This is a genomic window from Mesorhizobium sp. WSM4976, from assembly GCF_029625685.1.
Taxonomy (GTDB): Bacteria; Pseudomonadota; Alphaproteobacteria; order Rhizobiales; family Rhizobiaceae; genus Mesorhizobium.
In genome coordinates, this window is record NZ_JARTVT010000001.1 from 108,741 (window position 1) to 128,719 (window position 19,979).

General features: G+C 63.4%; 20 protein-coding genes, 1 tRNA gene and 1 riboswitch. Of the genes, 10 read left to right on the forward strand and 11 right to left on the reverse strand.

Annotated features, from left to right (window positions below; translation table 11 throughout):
- The first annotated feature begins 24 nt into the window (after nt 1-24).
- A complete protein-coding gene (locus P9272_RS00510; RefSeq protein ID WP_128256829.1) occupies nt 25-1,056 on the forward strand; it encodes an Hsp33 family molecular chaperone in 1,032 nt (343 codons plus the stop codon).
- Nucleotides 1,057-1,108: 52 nt separating this feature from the next.
- Here the strand turns inward: P9272_RS00510 and apaG are convergent, their stop codons facing one another.
- A complete protein-coding gene (gene apaG, locus P9272_RS00515; protein ID WP_112127899.1) occupies nt 1,109-1,501 on the reverse strand; it encodes a Co2+/Mg2+ efflux protein ApaG in 393 nt (130 codons plus the stop codon).
- A 281-nt stretch (nt 1,502-1,782) separates the two neighbouring features.
- Here apaG and P9272_RS00520 point away from each other — a divergent pair, with 281 nt between their 5' ends.
- Nucleotides 1,783-2,928, forward strand: coding sequence for a ceramide glucosyltransferase (locus P9272_RS00520; protein ID WP_278158019.1), 1,146 nt, complete (start codon nt 1,783-1,785; stop codon nt 2,926-2,928).
- A gap of 33 nt (nt 2,929-2,961) precedes the next feature.
- Here P9272_RS00520 and P9272_RS00525 read toward each other — a convergent pair whose 3' ends face one another.
- The gene (locus P9272_RS00525) at nt 2,962-4,152 is read right to left on the reverse strand and encodes an O-succinylhomoserine sulfhydrylase (RefSeq protein WP_128256827.1); all 1,191 of its coding nucleotides are present in this window, start codon (nt 4,150-4,152) and stop codon (nt 2,962-2,964) included.
- A gap of 57 nt (nt 4,153-4,209) precedes the next feature.
- Nucleotides 4,210-4,287, reverse strand: a riboswitch (SAM riboswitch).
- 116 nt (nt 4,288-4,403) lie between these two features.
- Here P9272_RS00525 and P9272_RS00530 point away from each other — a divergent pair.
- Entirely contained in the window at nt 4,404-5,498 is a 1,095-nt protein-coding gene (locus P9272_RS00530) for a 2'-deoxycytidine 5'-triphosphate deaminase (RefSeq protein WP_128256826.1), read from the forward strand.
- A gap of 23 nt (nt 5,499-5,521) precedes the next feature.
- On the opposite strand, the gene P9272_RS00535 is transcribed toward P9272_RS00530, so the two are convergent.
- From P9272_RS00535 to chvE, 5 genes are all read right to left on the reverse strand, one after another.
- Nucleotides 5,522-5,935 (reverse strand): hypothetical protein, encoded by a 414-nt coding sequence (locus tag P9272_RS00535; protein ID WP_278158022.1) that lies wholly within the window; start codon nt 5,933-5,935, stop codon nt 5,522-5,524.
- A gap of 61 nt (nt 5,936-5,996) precedes the next feature.
- A complete protein-coding gene (araD1, locus tag P9272_RS00540) occupies nt 5,997-6,992 on the reverse strand; it encodes an AraD1 family protein (protein ID WP_278158023.1) in 996 nt (331 codons plus the stop codon).
- Between the two features lie 199 nt (nt 6,993-7,191).
- Nucleotides 7,192-8,484 (reverse strand): multiple monosaccharide ABC transporter permease, encoded by a 1,293-nt coding sequence (gene mmsB / locus P9272_RS00545; RefSeq protein WP_278158025.1) that lies wholly within the window; start codon nt 8,482-8,484, stop codon nt 7,192-7,194.
- Nucleotides 8,481-10,016 (reverse strand): multiple monosaccharide ABC transporter ATP-binding protein, encoded by a 1,536-nt coding sequence (gene mmsA / locus P9272_RS00550; protein ID WP_128256822.1) that lies wholly within the window; start codon nt 10,014-10,016, stop codon nt 8,481-8,483. The genes mmsB and mmsA overlap by 4 nt, the downstream gene beginning before the upstream one ends.
- A gap of 185 nt (nt 10,017-10,201) precedes the next feature.
- Nucleotides 10,202-11,272, reverse strand: coding sequence for a multiple monosaccharide ABC transporter substrate-binding protein (gene chvE, locus P9272_RS00555; protein WP_128256821.1), 1,071 nt, complete (start codon nt 11,270-11,272; stop codon nt 10,202-10,204).
- A gap of 293 nt (nt 11,273-11,565) precedes the next feature.
- Between chvE and P9272_RS00560 the strand changes: the two genes are divergently transcribed.
- Together P9272_RS00560 and P9272_RS00565 are read left to right on the forward strand one after the other, a co-directional pair.
- Nucleotides 11,566-12,555: a LysR family transcriptional regulator gene (locus P9272_RS00560; RefSeq protein ID WP_128256820.1), complete on the forward strand. Its 990-nt coding sequence runs from the start codon at nt 11,566-11,568 to the stop codon at nt 12,553-12,555.
- Between the two features lie 105 nt (nt 12,556-12,660).
- Nucleotides 12,661-12,999, forward strand: a complete 339-nt coding sequence (locus tag P9272_RS00565; protein ID WP_128256819.1) for a protamine-2 (modular protein) — start codon at nt 12,661-12,663, stop codon at nt 12,997-12,999.
- A 135-nt stretch (nt 13,000-13,134) separates the two neighbouring features.
- Here P9272_RS00565 and P9272_RS00570 read toward each other — a convergent pair.
- Nucleotides 13,135-13,208: transfer RNA gene (locus P9272_RS00570), tRNA-Gly, on the reverse strand.
- Between the two features lie 166 nt (nt 13,209-13,374).
- Here P9272_RS00570 and P9272_RS00575 point away from each other — a divergent pair.
- The 3 genes from P9272_RS00575 to P9272_RS00585 all read left to right on the forward strand — a co-directional run bounded on the left by P9272_RS00575 (nt 13,375) and on the right by P9272_RS00585 (nt 15,517).
- A complete protein-coding gene (locus P9272_RS00575) occupies nt 13,375-14,355 on the forward strand; it encodes a hypothetical protein (protein WP_278158030.1) in 981 nt (326 codons plus the stop codon).
- A complete protein-coding gene (locus tag P9272_RS00580; RefSeq protein WP_278158032.1) occupies nt 14,352-15,149 on the forward strand; it encodes a hypothetical protein in 798 nt (265 codons plus the stop codon). The genes P9272_RS00575 and P9272_RS00580 overlap by 4 nt, the downstream gene beginning before the upstream one ends.
- A 104-nt stretch (nt 15,150-15,253) precedes the next feature.
- Entirely contained in the window at nt 15,254-15,517 is a 264-nt protein-coding gene (locus tag P9272_RS00585; protein WP_128256816.1) for a DUF6460 domain-containing protein, read from the forward strand.
- Nucleotides 15,518-15,529: 12 nt separating this feature from the next.
- Here the strand turns inward: P9272_RS00585 and P9272_RS00590 are convergent, their stop codons facing one another.
- On the reverse strand, nt 15,530-16,432 hold the full coding sequence (locus tag P9272_RS00590) for a histone deacetylase (protein WP_278158035.1): 903 nt from the start codon (nt 16,430-16,432) through the stop codon (nt 15,530-15,532).
- A 125-nt stretch (nt 16,433-16,557) separates the two neighbouring features.
- Between P9272_RS00590 and P9272_RS00595 the strand changes: the two genes are divergently transcribed.
- A complete protein-coding gene (locus P9272_RS00595; protein ID WP_278158037.1) occupies nt 16,558-17,892 on the forward strand; it encodes an MATE family efflux transporter in 1,335 nt (444 codons plus the stop codon).
- Here the strand turns inward: P9272_RS00595 and P9272_RS00600 are convergent.
- The gene (locus P9272_RS00600; RefSeq protein WP_278158039.1) at nt 17,885-18,964 is read right to left on the reverse strand and encodes a quinone-dependent dihydroorotate dehydrogenase; all 1,080 of its coding nucleotides are present in this window, start codon (nt 18,962-18,964) and stop codon (nt 17,885-17,887) included. The genes P9272_RS00595 and P9272_RS00600 overlap by 8 nt on opposite strands.
- Nucleotides 18,961-19,308, reverse strand: coding sequence for a DUF952 domain-containing protein (locus P9272_RS00605; protein ID WP_278158041.1), 348 nt, complete (start codon nt 19,306-19,308; stop codon nt 18,961-18,963). Before P9272_RS00605 ends, P9272_RS00600 begins: the two co-directional genes overlap by 4 nt.
- Nucleotides 19,309-19,419: 111 nt before the next feature.
- On the opposite strand from P9272_RS00605, the gene P9272_RS00610 reads away from it, so the two are divergent.
- The gene (locus tag P9272_RS00610) at nt 19,420-19,857 is read left to right on the forward strand and encodes a hypothetical protein (protein ID WP_128256813.1); all 438 of its coding nucleotides are present in this window, start codon (nt 19,420-19,422) and stop codon (nt 19,855-19,857) included.
- Nucleotides 19,858-19,979 lie beyond the last annotated feature (122 nt).

Consider the following 19,979-nt stretch of genomic DNA (forward strand, 5'->3'; position numbering starts at 1 on the left):
GACGCATGCGGCTCATCGGGTTGCATGGCTGCGCCCCGGAGTTTTGTCATGTTGGAAACCCAGACCTTGGCTGAGCATAAACCCCAACTCGGTGAATTCGGCTTCGCCGGCGACGACCACGTCGTGCCTTACGAGGTCGCGCCGCTCGATGTGCGCGGCCGCACCGTGCAGCTCGGGCCGATGCTCGACGCTATTCTAAGCCGCCACAATTATCCCGAGTCCGTTGCCCGCCTGCTGGCGGAAGCCTGCGTGCTCACCGTGCTGCTCGGCACCTCGTTGAAATTCGAAGGCAAGTTCATCCTGCAGACCCGCACCGACGGCCCGGTCGACATGCTGGTGGCTGATTTCACCACGCCGAATGCGCTGCGCGCCTATGCGCGCTTCGACGCCGACCGGCTGCAGGCCCTGATCGCCGCCGGTGAGACCTCGCAGCAGGCGCTGCTCGGCAACGGCGTGCTGGCTTTGACCATCGACCAGGGCACGCACACGCAGCGCTATCAGGGCATCGTGCAGCTCGACGGCACCTCGTTGGAGGATGCGGCGCGCACCTATTTCCGCCAGTCGGAGCAGATCCCGACCGATATCAAGATGTCGGTCGCCAAGCTGATAACGCCCGGCCCGGGCGGCGCACGCGAGCAGTGGCGGGCAGGCGGCATTCTGGCGCAGTTCCTGCCTCAGGCGCCGGAGCGCATGCGCATTCCCGATATTTCGGGCGGCGACGGCGACGACCGCGAGCTGACGGACCACCCGGCCGACAATTCCTGGCAGGAATTGCTGGCGCTGCTCGGCACCATCGAGCCGACGGAGTTGATCGACCCGACAGTGGGCACCGAGCGGCTGCTCTACCGGCTGTTCCACGAGCATGGCGTGCGCGTCTTCCGTGGTGTGCCGGTCGACGACCAGTGCTCCTGCTCGCGCGAGAAGATCCACGGCATCCTCCAGGGCTTCTCGGCTGAGGAGATCAAGGACTCGACCGAGGAGGGCGGCATCCATGTCGCCTGCGAGTTCTGCTCGACGCAATACGACTTCGACCCGGCCGAGTTCGCGGCGGAGTGAGAAAGGTCTGGTTCTTCTCCCCCGCTTTGCGGGGGCGAGGGACTCGAGCTTTTCAATTCACCGTCCGTCTTGTCCCCGGCATGTCGAGCGAAAATGCCGGAATGGCGATATCGAACGTCTCGCCTCGACCGTTGCGCATCGTGTAATGGCCGACCATGATGCCTGACGGTGTCGAGAGCGGGCAGCCTGACGTGTATTGATAGCTGTCGCCCGGATTGAGCTCAGGCTGGTCGCCGACGACGCCTGCGCCGCGCACCTCCTCGACCCGGCCCTGGCCGTCGGTGATGTGCCAATAGCGCGACAAAAGCTGCACGAATTCATCGGAGCGGTTGTCGATCGTCACCTGATAGCCCCAGACATAGCGGTTCTCGGACGGATCGGACCGGTCCTCCAGATAGAAGGGCCTGACCAGCACTTCGATGTTGCGCGTCACGGCGCGATACATGGGCCACTCCGGTTGCCGCTGCAGGGAAACATTTGTCACACGTCGCGGTTATTACGCAAAGCGGAAGTCCGCCTGTCAGCGTCAAAGCGCAGGTGCCGAAAAACAATGTCATTTAAGTGACACATGACAATGTTGGTGTGCGTAAAGCGTGCCGGGCGACTCGGGGTGCTCTGTCGACTGATGAGACGGCCGCATGCGGCCAAGAGCAATTCCAGGAAAAGTGTGAGCGGTTTTCCGTCTGGAATTGCGTGAAAACAAAGAGATAGAGTGACCAGATCTCGATGGAACTGACTATCGCAGCCGGCCTGGCTTCGTCAGCCCTTCTTCTCCCCAATCTCGCTAGCATCCTGCTCGCCGCGTCGCGGCTGAGGCGGCGGTATGTCATTGCGCCGCCCGCCGTCGCGCGGCCGCCGGTCTCGATCATCGTGCCGTCGCGCGGTGTCGAGCCGTTCACCGAAGAGACCTTGCAGCGCGCCTTCTCGCTCGATTGGCCGCGCTATGAGCTGATCTTCTGCGTGGCGCATCCCGAGGACCCGGTGGTGAGGCTTATCGATGCGGCGATCGCGCGCCACCCCAAGATTCCGGCGCGGCTCCTGATCGGCGACGACCGCATCAGCGCCAATCCCAAGCTCAACAACTGCGTCAAGGGCTGGCAGGCAGCGCGGCACGATTGGGTGATCCTCGCCGATTCCAACGTGTTGATGCCGAAGGACTATGTGCAGCACCTGATGGCGGCCTGGCGGCCAGATACGGGCCTCGTCTGCTCGACGCCGATTGGCTCGCGTCCGGATGGTTTTTGGGCCGAGGTCGAATGCGCCTTCCTCAACACGCTGCAGGCGCGCTGGCAGTATGCCGGCGAGGCGCTGGGCCTCGGCTTCGCCCAAGGCAAGAGCATGCTGTGGAACAAGCCGGTGCTGGACGCCAATGGGGGCATCCAGGCTTTGGCGGCCGAGATCGCCGAGGACGCGGCCGCCACCAAGCTGGTCAACAGCTTGGGCCTGCGCGTCAATCTCGTCGCATGCCCCTTCGAGCAGCCGCTCGGCCAGCGTACGCTCGCCGAGATATGGTCACGTCAGACGCGCTGGGCGCGGCTTCGGCGGGTGACATTCCCGCTGTTCTTCGCGCCCGAGATCCTGACCGGCGCCGCGATGCCGCTGCTGCTGGCGGTGATTGCCGCGGCAAGCGCCGGCGTCAGCCTTCCCACCACGGCTTTGTGCGTGCTGGCGATCGCCTACCTGCCGGAATGCCTGCTGGCCTTGGCCAAGGGCTGGTACCTGCCGCCGCGCAGCGTCACCGCGATGATCGTGCGCGACGTCATGCTGCCGGCCATCTGGGGGCGCGCCTGGTTCGGCGGTGCCGTCGAATGGCGTGGCAATGCGATGACCATACGCACCCGCGAGCTGACGGAGCTCGAGGAGATCGCCTGAAAGGTCTTGGTCGATCTTCGGCGGTATTGCAGGCTATTTGGCCCCCTTCAGCGCCTGCTCGATGTCCTCCAGGAGATCGTCGGTGTCCTCCAGCCCGACGGAGAGTCTGAGCGTGCCTGGCCCGATGCCGAGTTCGGCGCGTGCCTCGTCGCTCAGGTTCTTGTGCGTCGTCGTTGCCGGGTGGGTGATCAGGCTCTTGGCGTCGCCGAGATTGTTCGAGATCAGCACGATGTCGAGTGCGTTCTGGAAGGCGAAGGCCGCCTGCTTGCCGCCCTTGACGTCAAGGCAAATCAGCGTCGAGCCGCCCGACATTTGCTTCTTGACGACATCGGCCTGCGGGTGGTCGGCGCGGCCCGGATAGATGACGCGCGCAATCTCCGGCCTGCCGGCCAGGAAATCGGCGATCCTGCCGGCGCTCTCGGTCTGCTGGCGCACACGCAGCGGCAACGTCTCCAGGCCTTTGAGCAGCGTCCAGGCGTTGAAGGGCGACAGGCTCGGGCCGGTGTGGCGGAAATAGTCGTGCAGGTTCTCGTCGATCCATTTCTTGTCCGACAGGATGACGCCGCCGAGGCAGCGGCCTTGGCCGTCTATATGCTTGGTCGCCGAATAGACCACGACATGGGCGCCAAGCTGCAGCGGCTTCTGCTGCAGCGGCGTGGCAAAGACGTTGTCGACGACCACGCGCGCGCCGATCGAATTGGCGAGCTTGGCGACCGCAGCGATGTCGACCACTTCCAGCGTCGGATTGGTCGGGCTCTCCAGGAAGAACAGCTTGGTGTTCGGCCTGACAGCCTTTTCCCAGTTGGCAATGTCGGTGCCGTCAATCAGCGTCGACTGGATGCCATAGCGCGGCGCCAGCGTCTCCACCACCCACCGGCAGGAACCGAACAGCGCGCGCGCCGCCACGATATGGTCGCCGGCTTTCACGCTGCAGAGCAGCGCGGCGGAAACGGCGGCCATGCCGGAGGCGGTGGCGCGGGCATCCTCGGCACCTTCCAGCGCGCACATGCGCTTTTCGAACATGTCGACAGTCGGGTTGGCGTAACGCGAATAGATGAAGCCCGGCTCCTCTCCCTTGAAACGGGCTTCCGCCGCCTGCGCCGTCTCGTAGACATAGCCCTGCGTGAGATACATCGCCTCGGCCGTCTCGCCGAACTGCGAACGCAGCGTTCCGCCATGCACGAGTGCCGTCTGAGGTTTCCAGTTGCGCTTCTTGGTGCTCATAGCCCTGCTTCCAGATACAAAAAAACCGGCCGCGAAAGTCGCAACCGGTCCATATAGCCTTGCGGCTCGACGGTCCTTTAGCGACTTGTTTAACGTGGCTGCAAGCCGACCGGCCAAATCACCACGGGATAACGACCCTTTAAATGAGCGCCGCGCTTGCGTCAATTGCCGGCTGCATTAAGAGGTTTGTACCAGCCGGGCGGCAAGAGACTGCTCAGGTCCTCGCCCGGCCTTGTGAACGGAGCCAGCCTTTGCGGCAGACAGGCATTCTTCCGGATCAGGACATCGCGGCGCTGTTCGAAGCGAACGCGCTTAAGTCGCCGCGCGCGCTGGACACCAACCAGATCCAGCCGGCCAGCCTCGATCTCAGGCTCGGCGACAAGGCCTATCGCGTGCGCGCCTCCTTCCTGCCGGGACCCGATCATCTGGTCGCCGACAAGCTCGAACGGCTGAAGCTGCACGAGATAGACCTCACCGGGGGCGCGGTGCTGGAAACCGGCTGCGTCTACATCGTGCCTTTGTTGGAAAGCCTGGCATTGCCGGCCGAGGTTTCGGCCTCTGCCAATCCGAAGAGCTCGACCGGCCGTCTCGACATTTTCACGCGGGTCATGACCGATCGGGGCCATGAGTTCGACAAGATCGCCGCCGGCTATCACGGGCCTCTCTATCTCGAAGTCAGCCCGCGCACCTTCCCGATCGTCGTGCGCGCCGGCTCGCGGCTGTCGCAGATCCGTTTCCGCATCGGCAATGCCGTGCTTTCGGAAAGCGAGCTGCGTGACCTTCACCGTGCCGAGATGCTGGTCGCCACCGAGCCGCCCAACATTTCCGGCGGTGGCATTGCGTTGTCCATCGACCTCGACGGCGACAAGGATGGGCTTGTAGGTTATCGCGGCAAGCACCATACCGGCCTGGTCGATGTCGATAAGCGCGCCGCGCAGGATGTGGTCGATTTCTGGGAGCCGATCTACAAGAGCGGCGCCGGCGAGATCGTGCTCGACCCTGACGAATTCTACATCCTGGTCAGTCGCGAAGCGGTGCACGTGCCGCCGCTCTATGCCGCCGAGATGACGCCCTTCGATCCGCTGGTCGGCGAGTTCCGCGTCCATTATGCGGGCTTCTTCGATCCGGGTTTCGGACACTCCGCCGCCGGCGGCAGCGGCAGCCGCGCGGTGCTCGAAGTGCGCAGCCACGAAGTGCCGTTCATCCTCGATCATGGCCAGATCGTCGGTCGCCTGGTCTACGAGCATATGCTGAGGCGTCCGCAGGCGCTCTACGGGGCCGACCTCGGCTCCAATTACCAGGCGCAGGGACTGAAGCTCTCAAAACACTTTCGCGCCGCGCGCTGAGCGGCGTTGAGTTCGGTCGCAGGTCAGCCGCGAAACAGAAACTTTTGGGCGGCGCCCAGACAGGCGCGAAAGTGGCCGATGTAGAGCAGTTCGCGCTCAGTCAGGCGTTTCCTGCCCCAAAATCCTTGGGGCTGCCTGGTGGCATCAAGCGGAGAGCTTGAGTTCGCCTCCAAAGGGAACAACTGCTTGTCGAGGCATCCGAGGACATAGGCTCGCGCAGAGTCGATGCCGCAGGCCTTGGCCTTGTCGTTCAGCTTATCGGCCCGCAGCGCGGACGTCATGCGATCCGTGTTGCGCATCAGGAAGCCGACTTGCGGTTTCGAGTAACCGGCCGCGAGAAGCCGGCTCGTCATCGCCGATCGGGCCTGACGGTAGGAGACCGGACTGCATTTGGCGGCGCCGTAGGTAATGGAGGGCGTGCAGGCGATGGCAAGCACCAAGCCCATCAAAGCAATGCCAATCCGTTTCCGGTCCATTTACCCTCCAGGCCGGGCTACCTCACAGCGCCTTCACCCACACCTTCACCGGCTTTTCGATCTCCAGCGGATTGCGCAGCGGCAGGCCGAAATCGGGCGCCTCGATCTCGAAAATATCGCCGGCTTCGGTCCTGATGCCGTCGGCGAAGGAAAGCGTCGCGGTGCCAAACATATGCACATGCACGTCGCCCGGCTGGCGGAAGGCGGAATATTTGAAGTGGTGGTGCTCGAGATTGGCGATGGTGTGCGACATGTTCGCCTCGCCCGACAGGAACGGCTTTTCCCACAGCAGCTTGCCGTCGCGCCAGATGCGCGATGCGCCGCGGATGTCGGCCGGCAGGTCGCCGATCAGGATCTCGGGGCCGAACGAGGCGTTGCGCAGCTTGGAATGGGCGAGGAACAGATAGTTCACCCGCTCGGTGACGTGATCGGAGAACTCGTTCGACAGCGTGAAGCCGACGCGGAACGGCGCGCCATCGTCGCCGATGACATAGATGCCGGCGATCTCGGGCTCCTCGCCGCCGTCCTGCGCGAAGGCCGGGGACATCAGCGGTGCGCCTGGCGCCACCGCCATCGTGCCGTTGCCCTTGTAGAACCACTCCGGTTGGACGCCGACCTGCCCCTTGGCGGGCTTGCCGCCTTCGAGACCCATGCGGAACATCTTCATGGAGTCGGTGAGCTCCTCCTCACCGCCCTCGCTGAGCTTCTTGTGCATGGAATCGCGCGTCGCCGCGGAGCCGAGATGCGTCAGCCCGGTGCCGGTGAGATGCAGATGCGCGGGGTCCGGATGGTTGATCGGCGACACGAGTCGGCCCCTCTTATAGACGGCATCGAGATCGACCGTCTCGCCATAGCCCTTGCGCTCGATCAGCGCTTCGAGGCCAACGCCGGTGCGCGCGGCCTCCATCGCCAGCGAATAGACACTGCGCGCGCCATTGATGACCCTTGTCTTGCCGCCGCCATTGCGTGCGACGACGCGGATCGTTTCGGCGTCGTCGAGGATCTGGGAGATCAGCATGTTCGAATCCTCTCTCATTTAGCGGCCGCCCGCGGGCAAGCCTTACCCAGCGCGGCGTGGAGCGATCCCCGCCACGGTTGAAACTTTTCGTCCGGATTGCGCTCGCGAGCTCGGTCCTTGCCTGGACTTCTTGGCGCCGACGGGTTGCCGGCAGCGTCGCGATCTGAAACCCGTATGCCTCCTGAACTTGTTCCGGCCCTTAAGCCTTGTTCTTGTTGTAGACGTCGAAGATAACGGCGCCGAGCAGCACCAGGCCCTTGACCACCTGCTGCCAGTCCACATTGACGCCCATGATCGACATACCGTTGTTCATCACCCCCATGATGAAGCCGCCGACCACGGCTCCGATCACCTGTCCGACGCCTCCCATTGCAGAGGCGCCGCCGATGAAGACGGCCGCGATGACGTCGAGTTCGCTGCCGAGGCCCGCGGCCGGCACGGCCTGGCCGAGGCGTGCTGCGATGATCAGGCCACCCAGCGCTGATAGGACGCCCATGTTGATGAAGACCAGCAGCGTCAGCCTTTCGGTGTTGATGCCCGACAACTGTGCAGCCTTGGCGTTGCCGCCCATGGCATAGATGCGGCGGCCTATGGTCATGCGCTTGGTGACGAAGACGAATAGCGAGATCAGCACGCCCATTACCAGCAGCACGACCGGTAGGCCTCTGTAGCTCGCGAACTGGAAGACCAGGAACAGCGCCAGCGCGCTGCCCACCAGCGTCTTGATCACGAACAGCGGGAAGGGCTCAGCCTCATAGCCATGGCGCTCGCGCTTACGCCGCGTCCTGAAGCCGAAATAGGCGTAGGCGAGCACTGCGATCAGGCCGAGCACGATCGTCGTCATGTGCAGCGTCAAGCCGCTGCCGACGATGGTCTTGCCGGCGGCATTGACCGTTGGCGGGATCAGCGTCAGCGGGCCGATCACGTCCGGGATGAAGCCCGAGCTCAGCGCCTTGAAGCTGTCCGGCAGCGGTCCGACCGACGAGCCGCCGCCGAGCAGCGCCTGGCAGATGCCGCGGAAGATCAGCATGCCTGCCAGAGTTACGATGAAGCTGGGTATCCGGTGATAGGCGATCCAGTAGCCTTGCGCCGCGCCGATCACCGCGCCGACGATCAGGCAGACGATCGAGACCACCAGCGGATTCGAGAATATGCCGAGCGGCCAGATGACCATCATCATCGCCGCTAGCGCGCCGATGAAGCCTGCCACCGATCCTACGCTAAGATCGATATAGCCGGCGACGATCACCAGGAGCATGCCCAGCGCCATCACGATGATGAAGGAGTTCTGCTGCACCAGGTTCGAGAGGTTGACCGGTTTGAACAGCGTTCCCGACGTCGTGTACTGGAAGAACAGCATGATGACGATCAGCGCGATGATCAGGCCGTATTCGCGCAGGTTCGTCGTCAGCGCCGAGACAGCGACGCGCGGGCCCTGCTTGACGTCCTCGGCGACGCCGCTTTGCGGCGCGGGAGCGCTTTCTGTGCTCATGATGCTTTTTTTCCTTCTCCCCGAACAATGGCGCGCATGATTTTTTCCTGGCTGGCGTCGCTTGCCGCCATCTCGCCGACGATACGCCCTTCGTTCATCACATAGATGCGGTCGGTGATGCCGAGCAATTCGGGCATTTCCGACGAGATGACGATGATCGCTTTGCCCTCGGCGGCAAGGCGCGCGATGATCGTATAGATTTCGTACTTGGCGCCGACGTCAATGCCGCGCGTCGGCTCGTCGAGGATCAGCAGTTCCGGGTCGGCGAACAGCCATTTCGACAGCACCACCTTCTGCTGGTTGCCGCCTGAGAGATTGCCGGTCAGCTGATAGACGCTGGAGGCGCGGATGTTCGTCTTCTTGCGGTAGTCGTTGGCCACGCTCATTTCGCGCATGTCGTCGATGACGCCGCGGCTCGAAACGCCGCCCAAATTGGCCAGCGTCACATTGTGCTTGATATGGTCGATGAGGTTGAGGCCGTAGGTCTTGCGGTCCTCGGTGACATAGGCGATGCCATTTGCCACCGCCCTGCTCACCGTCGAAAGATCAACGGGCTTGCCTCGGTGCAGGACCTCGCCGGTAATATGCCGGCCATAGGAGCGGCCGAACAGGCTCATCGCGAATTCGGTGCGGCCGGCGCCCATCAGCCCGGCAATTCCAACCACCTCGCCCTTGCGCACATTGAGGCTTACGTTCTTGATCACCTGCCGCTCGGCATGGATCGGATGGTAGACCGACCAGTCCTTCACTTCGAAGATCACCTCGCCGATCTGCGGCTCGCGCGGCGGATAGCGGTCGTCCAGCGAGCGGCCGACCATCGAGGTGATGATGCGGTCTTCCGAGATGTCCTTCCTCGGCAGGGTCTCGATGGTCCGCCCGTCGCGGATCACCGTCACCTTGTCGGCGACGCGGTTCACCTCGTTCAGCTTGTGCGAGATCAGGATCGAGGTCATGCCCTGGCGCTTGAACTCGAGCAGGAGGTCGAGCAGCGCCTGGCTGTCCTTCTCGCTGAGCGACGCGGTCGGCTCGTCCAGGATCAGGAGCTTCACTTCCTTGCTCAGCGCCTTGGCGATCTCGACCAGCTGCTGCTTGCCGACACCGATATTGGTGATCAGCGTCTTGGGATCTTCCTTCAGCCCGACCTTCTTGAGCAGGGCGGCCGTGCGTGTCTCGTTGGCGTCCCAGTCGATGACGCCATAGGTGGCGTGCTCGTTGCCGAGGAAGATGTTTTCCGCGATCGACAGCATCGGCACCAGCGCAAGCTCCTGATGGATGATGACGATGCCGATATGCTCGCTGTCGTGGATGCCTTTGAAATGGCATTCCTGGCCGCGGAAGATGATCTGGCCATCATAGGTCCCGGACGGATAGACGCCCGACAGCACCTTCATCAGCGTCGACTTGCCGGCGCCGTTCTCGCCCACGATGGCGTGGATCTCACCTTCCTCGACGCTGAGATTGACGTTCGACAACGCCTTCACGCCGGGGAACGTCTTGGTGATGTCGCGCATCTCCAAAATCGTCGAGGCCATCGGGTCTGCTCCTTGGCGCATGCTTTCCATCATCGGAGAATGCCATGCGCGAACTCAAAATGCTGCGGCTGCCTTCGCACCATGACGGAGCGCTGCGCTGCAGAAGCCGGCAAAAACAATACCGGGGTCGCTTCTGAACGAAAAGGGGCCCTGCGTCGCGCAGGACCCCTTCCTATGAGGCCGGATTACTTCAGGTCTTCAGCCTTGATGTAGCCGGAGTCGACGACCTGCTCCTTGTAGTTCGACTTGTCGACCTCATGCGGCGTCAAAAGGATCGAAGGAACGACCTTGACGTCGTTGTTGTAGGTCTTTTCGTCAAGGCCCTCGGGCTTGCCGCCGGAGAGAACCTTGTCGACCAGCTGCACGGTGGCCTTGGCCAGTTCGCGGGTGTCCTTGAACACCGTCGAATACTGCTCGCCCGAGATGATCAGCTTGACCGAGGCGGTCTCGGCGTCCTGACCGGTCACGATCGGCCAGGGCTGAGCATCGGTGCCGTATCCGACGGCGCGCAACGAGGCGGTGATGCCGCGCGACAGGCCGTCATAGGGCGACAGAACGCCGTCGACGCGGCTGCCGTCCGAGTAGTTGGCGGAGAGCAGATTGTCCATGCGCGCCTGCGCGGTGGCGGCGAGCCAGCGCAGCGTGCCGACCTTGTCCATGCCCATCTGGCCCGACTTGATCTTGATCGTGCCGTTGTCGATCAGCGGCTGCAGGACCGACATCGCGCCATTGTAGAAGAAGAAGGCGTTGTTGTCGTCCGGCGAGCCACCGAACAGCTCGACATTCCACGGCTTGGTGTTCGGGAAACGCTCCTTGAGGCCCTTGACCAGGGAATTCGCCTGGATCACGCCGACGCCGAAATTGTCGAAGGTGGTGTAGTAGTCGACATTCTTGGTCTTCTTGATCAGGCGGTCGTAGGCGACGGTGACGACGCCGGCATCATTGGCCTTCTGCAGCGCGTCGGCCATGGTCGTGCCGTCGATGGACGCGATGATCAGCGCCTTCGGGCCCTTGGTAATTTCGTTCTCCAGCTGGCTGAGCTGGTTCGGGATATCGTCCTGCGCATATTGCAGGTCGACCGTATAGCCGAGCTTCTCGAGCTGGGATTTGACGGCGTCGCCGTCGTTGATCCAGCGCTGCGAGGTCTTGGTCGGCATCAGCACGCCGATGAGGCCCTTGTCGGCGGCGTGCGCCGAATAGGTCATGGCGGCGATGCCGAGGGCCGCGACGGCGGCCAGTGTCTTGATGATCTTCACGATTACTCTCCCTGGTTGATGGACGCGACACCTCGGGGCTTCGCGGGCCGCGCAGTCGAGCAGGAGCGCTGGCGCGCCACTGTCGGCTTTATCGATCTCCGGTATCCTCCCAATCGGCTCCGGGACGCTTTTCAATCGATACGATTTTACTCGCTGTCGACCTTCTGGCCCCGGAACGCGCGAAGGGTGTGGCCCTTTGACATAACTGTCAAATGCGATCTTTGGTGGTTGATATATTGAAACTGATATGACTTAAACGGTTCGGGGGCAGCCTGTTGGAGAGACTTGGGACTATGGCTGAACTGCAAAATACTGTTGTAATTTCAGATAGTTACGAAAAGTCAACCAGAGACGGCGAGACGCTGCTGCGCAGCGGCCTGAGCCTCCGCCACATGCGCATGATCACGGCGCTGGACGATCACGGACGGGTGAGCGCGGCCGCACAGGTCATGAACATCTCGCAGCCGGCCGCCTCGCGCATGATCGCCGAGATGGAGGCCGTGCTCGACGTCAAGTTGTGCGAGCGGCTGCCGCGGGGCGTGACGCTGACCCCTTACGGCAAGGCGCTCGCCCGGCGCGCCCGCTCGATCCTGCTCGAGATGCGGGAGGCCGATCGCGAGATTTCCGAGCTCAAGGCCGGCAAGGGCGGCTCCGTATTCCTCGGCGCGGTCACCGCTCCGGCAATCGAGTTGGCCGTGCCGGCGATTCGCGAAATCCGCCGCATCTATCCGCGCATCGAGATCACCATGCAGGTCGAGACTTCCAACGTGCTTGCGCGCGAGCTGATTGCGTCGCGCCACGACTTCATCATCGCGCGCATTCCCGACGACCTTAACCCGCGGCTCTTCGAATCGCGCGTCATCGGCGTCGAGAAGGCCTGCCTCATCGTACGCCGCGGGCACCCTCTGGCTAGCGGCAAGACGGTGAAGCTGGAAGACACGGCAGCCTATGACTGGGTGTTCCAGTCCGGCGGCTCGCCACTGCGCCAGGCGATGGAAAGCAATTTTTTGAACCGCGACATTCCGCTGCCCGACCGCATCCTCAACACCTCGTCGCTGTTGCTCACCCTGGTGATGGTGGCGCAGTCCGATGCCATCGCGCCGGTCTCGATCCAGGTCGCCAGGTTCATCCAGGGGGCCGACGGGCTGGCCGGCGCCATAGACGTGGTTCAGACCGAGTTCGATATCGAGGTCCGGCCCTACAGCCTGATCACAGTCAAGAATCGCGTGCTCTCGCCCGCCGCGAAAATGCTGCACGACTTCATCTTGCGCGAAGTGGGCTGATGGAACGAGAATGCTACTTATACGTTCAAACCCATCGGTGGCTCGCTGGAGCCCGTTGCGGGTGAGGGAAGAGCTGCCGATGCTCAACAGCTCGGGAGGTTATTGATGGAACGTCGGTTATTTCTGACTGGAATGCTTGGCGTTGCGGGGGCAGCGGCACTTGCGAGCCTGGCCGGACCCAGCAAGGCTGTCGCCGGTATTCCGACTGGCAACGGAATTCTGAACGAACTCGACAAGCCGGACAACGCGGTCTTCGAAGGCGACGATCCGGCCGAAGTGGAGCTGGTTTCCCACCGGCATCACCATTACGGAGACTGGCGCTGGCGGCACCGCCCGCGTCGCCGTCGGCGCGGCTGGAGGCATGTCTGCCGCCGCTTCTGGCATCGCGGCCGCTGGCACCGCCGCTGCCGGCGCGAGCGAGTATGGGTTGGCGTCTGGCTATAGAACAACCCGTTCCCGACTGGATGTTGGATGCGAGGCGTTGGGTGTTGCACGACCGTGCAGGACCCAACGCAGTTCAAGACGAATACGCCACCGTACGGTGCCGAGGCCATACCACACTGATTGAAGGTGAGAGACTGGAGCGGGTAGCGGGAATCGAACCCGCGCGTTCAGCTTGGGAAGCTGACAGGCTACCATTACATCATACCCGCGCGGCAGCCTCGTTACCACGATGGCCGGGCTCCAAGCAATCGGCAAAACAGAACCGCTGACGACGGCGTCGACGGACGAGGCTGTCCTTTAGTCATGGAAGCATGGCCGGCATTGCCCGAACCTCTCGACATGAATTACAAAAATGCCGCTGCCTGAAAGGCATCGGTGTTCGCCGCAGCGGCGGTCTGGGGCATTGTGTTGCGGGTCATCTACTTCCATTCCGATACCCATCCTTATGACAAGGCGATCTATCCGGGCGTCGGTCCGGCTTTTGCGCGGCCGCTCGGCTGGGAAGCCAGGCCCATCAGCGGGATGGACGGTGGCGATTTCGATACCGGCGTCGTCGACAACCGTCTTGAGCAGGCAGACGTAGCGCGCCTCAGGCGGTATCTTGAGTATCCAGCGAAGTGCCGGCGTCCGATCTTCTTTCGGATCAGCGACCCGGACATGCCCGACACGCTCAACCCAAGCGTCCGCTTCATCTTCGATTGCGCCGACCTGCCCGGCGTTCATTACGCGACGACCTACGACCCGGAAGGTCCGTTCCTGGCTTTCACCAGGCGGCTCAAGGCCTCCGGCGTCGCTCGTCTCCCATTTGCCTATGATAGCTCGCGCGAGATCGACGCCCCTCTTCGAGGCCGCAGCCGCCGGCTCTTCCTGTCGGGCGCCAATTCACGAGAACTCTATCCAGTCCGCTACGCCTTGCGCCGCAGGCGGCGCTGGTCTCCGTTGCTGAGACACCTCATCCACGATCTGGAGCATCCGGGCTATCCCGAACAAGGCAAGCCGCAGCGGCACGACATCACCCATGACCGTTTTGTCGCTCTTGCCGCTCGTTTCACGCACTTCCTCTTGTGCGGCACGCGGTTCAATGTCGAATTGATGAAATATGTCGAATGCGCTTATGCCGGTTCGGTACCCGTTGGCGTCCCGGCGAACTCCCTCAGCGCGGCCGCTAAGCGATGTTTTCGGCCGTATACGGTCCGCTCGCGGGACCTTGTGAGCGATCTGCGCGAGCCGATCTTAGGGCTGGAAAAGCGTGCGGCGGCCTATCGCGACGCCATGCGCGAGTTGCGGTCGCCGTCAAGGATCGTCGGCGAATTCGTTGCCCAGGCGAGCGCGATCGTGGCCGGGCGTGCCGCATGAGACCGGCGGAACCCGTCGTAAACGCCCTTTGGATCGGCGACGCGCTTGGGGAGATCCATGCTGCCTGCCTGCGTTCCTTCCTGCTCGCCGGGCACCATGTGCTTCTTCATTGTTATGATGTCCCGGGCAACGTGCCCAAGGGCGTCGAGATTTTCGACGCCTCGCAGTTGATGCCGAGGGAACGCATCATCGCCTATAGATCCAATGGCAGTCCTTCATTGTTCTCCAATCTCTACCGGCTGAAAATCCTCGAGGCCGGGATGGGCCTCTATGTCGACTGCGATGTCTACTGCCTGAAGCGGATCCCGCAGGCTGCTTATATCTTCGGTTACCAGACCGACACCGAGATCAACGGCGCCGTGCTCAAACTGCCCGCGGACAGCGACATGCTGCGCGAGGCGCTAAAGATGGTGGACGATCCCTACTTCATCGCCCCGTGGCTCGGCGAGCGCAAGCGCCGACGCTACCATTTGCGTAGGGCGATAGGCCTGCCGATCGATATCTCACACTATGGATGGGGCATGCTTGGGCCCTGTGCGATGACCTACTTTGCCGGCAAGGCCGGCGTCATGGGTCACGCGTCGTCCATCGATGTCTTCTATCCGGTCCACTACAGCCAGGTCTCGCTGTTGCTCGATCCCGACCTCTCGCTAGCGGACATCGTGACCTCGCGCACGCTCTGCATCCATCTCTGCGACAACTCGCTCAAGGTGCCGCTCGGCGACCGTCCTGTCCCCGCCGGTTCTCCGCTCAGCCAACTGCTCGAGCTTTCCAGCTTGCCGGCCGTCGGCTGACGACACAGGCTCCTCTCACATGCCGTCAGCTTGATGGAAGACAGCCGAGTGCGTATCTCTGATACCGCGCTGCCGAATCGGGCGGCTCGTACCGGAGAATGGCCTTGTCCGCACTGACGCGCTTTCTCGGCGACACGCCGCTCAGGGTGTTCCTGAAGCTGCTCGTGGTTTCTTTCCTCGTCGGCCTCGTCATGCATGCCTTCGGCTGGTCGCCGATGGACGTCTTCTACGGCGTCCGCCAGTTCTTCGTGGATCTGTGGAATCTCGGCTTCCACGCCATCGACCGCTTCCTGAACTATATCCTGCTCGGCGCGGCGATCGTCGTTCCTGTGTTCATCCTGCTCAGGATCGCCAACTACCGGAAATAGCGTGCGCCTTGATCACGCATATCGGGAGGCGACCTCGAACAACATGGCGTGACGCGCGGCCAGCGCCGGCACATCGGTCGAGTAGCCGCCGCCGATGACGCCGCACAGCGGAACGCCGTGGTTACGGAAATGGCCGATGACCATGTCTTCGCGGGCGCGGAGGCCATCGTCGCTCAGCGCCAGCCGGCCGAGCCTGTCCTCGGCATGCACATCCACGCCCGCATTGTAGAAGACGATGTCCCAATGCTTTTGCGCGGATAGTTCCGGTAGGACGGCGGCGAGCCGATCGAGATAGGCGTCGTCGCTGGTGCCGTCCGGCAAGGCGATGTCGAGGTCGGAGGCGATCTTGCGCACCGGGTAGTTGCGCTCGCCATGCATGGAAAAGGTGAAGGCGCGCGGTTCGTCCTTCAGAATGTCTGCCGTGCCGTCGCCCTGATGCACGTCGAGATCGACAATCAGCACGTTTTCGACGGCACCTTCCCCCAGCAGCGCCAGCGCGGCGACGGCGACATCATTGAAGGTGCAGAATCCGGCGCCTTGCGCCCGCCTGGCGTGATGGCTGCCGCCGGCGGCGTTGCAGGCGATGCCGTGTTTCAAAGCCAGCCTGGCCGCCAGCAAGGTGCCGGCGGTAGCGAGCTGCGCCCTCAGCGACACGCGCGGGCCAACGGGAAAGCCGATCTCGCGCTCTATCTTCTCCGCCACCTGGCAGGCGATCACCTGGTCGACGTAGTCGGCTGCGTGGGCAAGCTTCAGCCGTGATGCCGGCGCCGGTTCCGGCATCGAGAGAGCGCCCGGCACGGTCAGCCCGCGCAGGCGCAAGGCCTCCATCAAAAGCGGGTATTTGCTCATCGGAAAGCGATGGTTCACGGCGAAGCCGGCGTCATAGTCGGGGTGATGGACGATCTGCAGCGGCATGGATCGAGAGGCTACGCCAGCTATGGAATTCGGCTGGCAGTCCGACGGATGTGGTTGCGTGACGCCGGCAAACTGGGGCACATCGGGTCCTCGATCAAGCCGCAATCAGACAGGCAGCAATCCCCTTGGACGCGACTGAAGCCAATCCCAGGTCCTTCGCCGTGACCAATCGCTCGGTGCTGGCGATCGCCGTGCCGATGACGCTCGCCTATCTGACGACGCCGCTGCTCGGCATCGTCGACACGGCGGTGGTCGGCCAATTCGGCGACGCCGCCCTGCTCGGCGGCCTGGCGGCGGGCTCGCTGGTTTTCGATGTCGTCTTCACCACCTTCAATTTCCTGCGCTCCGGCACGACCGGCCTTGTCGCTCAGGCCTTCGGGCGCGGCGATGCGCTGGAAGAGCAGGCGGTGCTGTGGCGCGCCGTGCTGATCGCCGTCGTCGCGGGCGTCATGCTTGCCGCTCTTTCGCCGCTCTTTGCCGTTGCCGGCCAATGGTTCATGGGCGCCGAGCCGCGCGTCAGCGCGGCCATGTCGGTCTATATCCGCATCAGGCTGCTCGCCGCCCCCTTCTCGCTGATCAACTACGCCATACTGGGCTACGTGCTGGGACGCGGCGAAGGCGGACTCGGCCTGATGCTGCAGGCGGTGCTCAACGGCATCAACATCGCGCTCTGCTTCCTGCTCGGCCTTGAGCTGGGCTGGGGTGTTGCCGGGGTCGCCTGGGCGACGGTCACCGGCGAGTTCCTGGCCATGCTGCTTGGCCTTGCCATCGTGCTCAGCCGCTTCCGCACGCTGGAGCGGCCGTCGTGCCGGCGTATCCTCGATTTGTCGGCATACCGACGCATGCTGTCGCTCAACCGCGATATTATGATCCGCTCCTTCTCGCTGCTTGCCGCCTTCGCGCTATTCACCAGGCAGGGCGCGCAGTTCGGCACGGTGACGCTTGCCGCCAATGCCGTGCTGATGAATTTCTTCCTCATCGCCGGCTATTTCCTCGACGGGTTCGCCACCGCCGCGGAGCAGTTGGCCGGCCGCGCTATCGGCGCGCAAGCGCCTGCTCCCTTCCGGCAGGCCGTGCGGCTGACGCTGATTTGGGGTTTTGGGCTCGCAGGTCTCGCCACGCTAACCCTGCTGACCGCTGGCGCGAGTCTGGTGGCGCTGGTCACGACCTCGCCGGAGGTCCGCGCAATCGCCGACACCTATCTGCCCTGGGCGGCCTTCACGGCGCTGAGCGGCGTGCTGGCCTTCGAGATGGACGGCGTCTTCATCGGCGCCACCTGGTCGCGCGACATGCGCAACATGATGCTGTTGTCGTTCCTCGCTTTCAGCGCCGCGCTGATCACGCTGGCGCCCGCCTTCGGCAACAACGGTCTATGGGCATCGCTGCACGTCTTCCTGCTGGTGCGGGGAGTGAGCTTGCTTGCGATGCTGAGGATCAGGGCACGCACGGCATTCAACTGATCGGCCTTGCAGCCCAGTGGTCACAGGCGGTGTCGCGCAGGTCTCGGATCGAGCCAAGCCGCTCCCTCTCCGCGATCCGCGCCATGCCGGCAACGATGCGTCCGGGCAGCGCCGGGCCGGCATAGATGATGCCGGTGTAGAGCTGGACGAGGTCGGCGCCAGCGCGGATCTTTTCCAATGCCGCCTCAGCGGAGTCGACCCCGCCGACACCGATGATCGCCATCTGCGGTCCGACCAGCTTGCGCATCCGGGCCAGTATCGCGGTCGAACGCTCGAACAACGGTTTTCCCGAGAGCCCCCCGGTTTCATTGGCCACGCCGCCGCTCCGCAGTCCGGTGCGCGCCAGCGTCGTGTTGGAGACAATGACGCCGTCGATCTTCTTCTCGGTGACCTCGGCGGCAATGTCTTCCAACTCCGCCTCGACCAGATCCGGCGCGATCTTGAGGAAGACTGGCGGCTGGGCAGAAGCCGCGGCACGCGCTGACATCACCCGCGACAGCAATTCGTCGAGTTGCTCGCGCGCCTGCATGTTGCGCAGGCCCGGCGTGTTGGGCGAGGAGATGTTGACGGTCAGATAGCTTCCATAGGGCGCGAAGCGGGCGACGCCGCGCTCATAATCGGCGATGCGGTCGGCGCTGTCCTTGTTGGCGCCGATGTTGACGCCGACGATGCCTGGCCGCCCCTTGCGCGCGGCAAGCCGCTTTTCGGCCGCCGCATGGCCTTCATTGTTGAAGCCCAGCCGGTTGATCACGGCCTCGTCCGCGGTCAGGCGGAAGATGCGCGGCTTGGGATTGCCGGGCTGCGGCAGCGGCGTGATGGTGCCGACCTCGGTAAAGCCGAAGCCAAGCCCAAGCAGCGCGTCCGGCACTTCGGCGTTCTTGTCATAGCCGGCGGCCATGCCGAGGGGATTCGGGAACTCGAGGCCACAAAGCCTGATCTTGAGCCGCGCTTCGCGTGGCGCGGCCGCGCCAACCGGAAGCCCGCAGCGCAGTGCCGCGATCGACACGCCATGCGCTGTTTCCGGATCGAAGGAGAAAAGCAGCTTCTGGCCTATCCGGTCGAGCACGCTCATTCGCCCTCCAGCGCCGGGAATTCGTGGCCGCCGGCGCCGAGCGGCAGCGGCTTGACCCAAAGGACGGCATCGAGAGCGAGCGGGGCGTAGAGATGCGGGAACAGCGCGCCGCCCCGCGACACCTCGTATTTTAGGGTGTCACCCAACTTCTCCCCGTGGATGGCGATCAGCAGCAGGCCCGTCTGGCCGGCGAAATGTTTCGCCGCTGTCTCGCGCACCTGCGCCGCGGTGGAGAAATGGATGAAGCCGTCTGCGATGTCGATCGGCGCTCCGGTGAAGCGCCCGTTCTTTTCGGCCTCGCGCCAAAGCGCCTCGGGGGCGATCTTGTAGATAATCTGAGACATTCTCGCGCTATAGTCCGAACCGAAGAAGCGGGGAAGGCTTGAAGCTCGACTCTTCCGCATTTCGGGCGCAAACCTGTGATAGCCCGCCTTCACTGGCTCATGGAGGACAATATGCGTCTGCAGCACATCCTGATCCCCGCGGCGCTTTGCTCTTTAGTTGCCGCTTCCGCCTATTCCGAGGAGACCGATCACTACCGTTTGGAGAAGTCGGCGAACGGCTATGTCCGCATGGACACGAGGACCGGCGCCATGTCGATCTGCGAGGAGCGTACCGGTCAGCTCGTCTGCAAGATGGCGGCGGACGAGCGGGCCGCCTACCAGGACGAGATCGACCGGCTGGACAATTCCGTCAAGGCCCTCGATGCGCGGGTCGCCAAGCTGGAGAATTCACTCTCCGCCCGGCTGGAGTCGCAACTGCCGAGCGAAGAGGATTTCAACAGGACCATGGGCTACATGGAACGCTTCTTCCGGACCTTCAAAGACATCGTCAAGGAAATGGATAAGGAAGACGGTGACGGCGGGGGCAAGCTGAACCAGCAGAAAACCTGAGCCTGCGCGACTGGGCCGCCCCCTTGGGGAAAACCCCGCGCGCGGCCTTTGCCGCTTGAAAAAGCGCCGCGTCGCCGCATAATCATTCCGGTCCCCGCAAGAAACAGAAGACCGTGACGGGA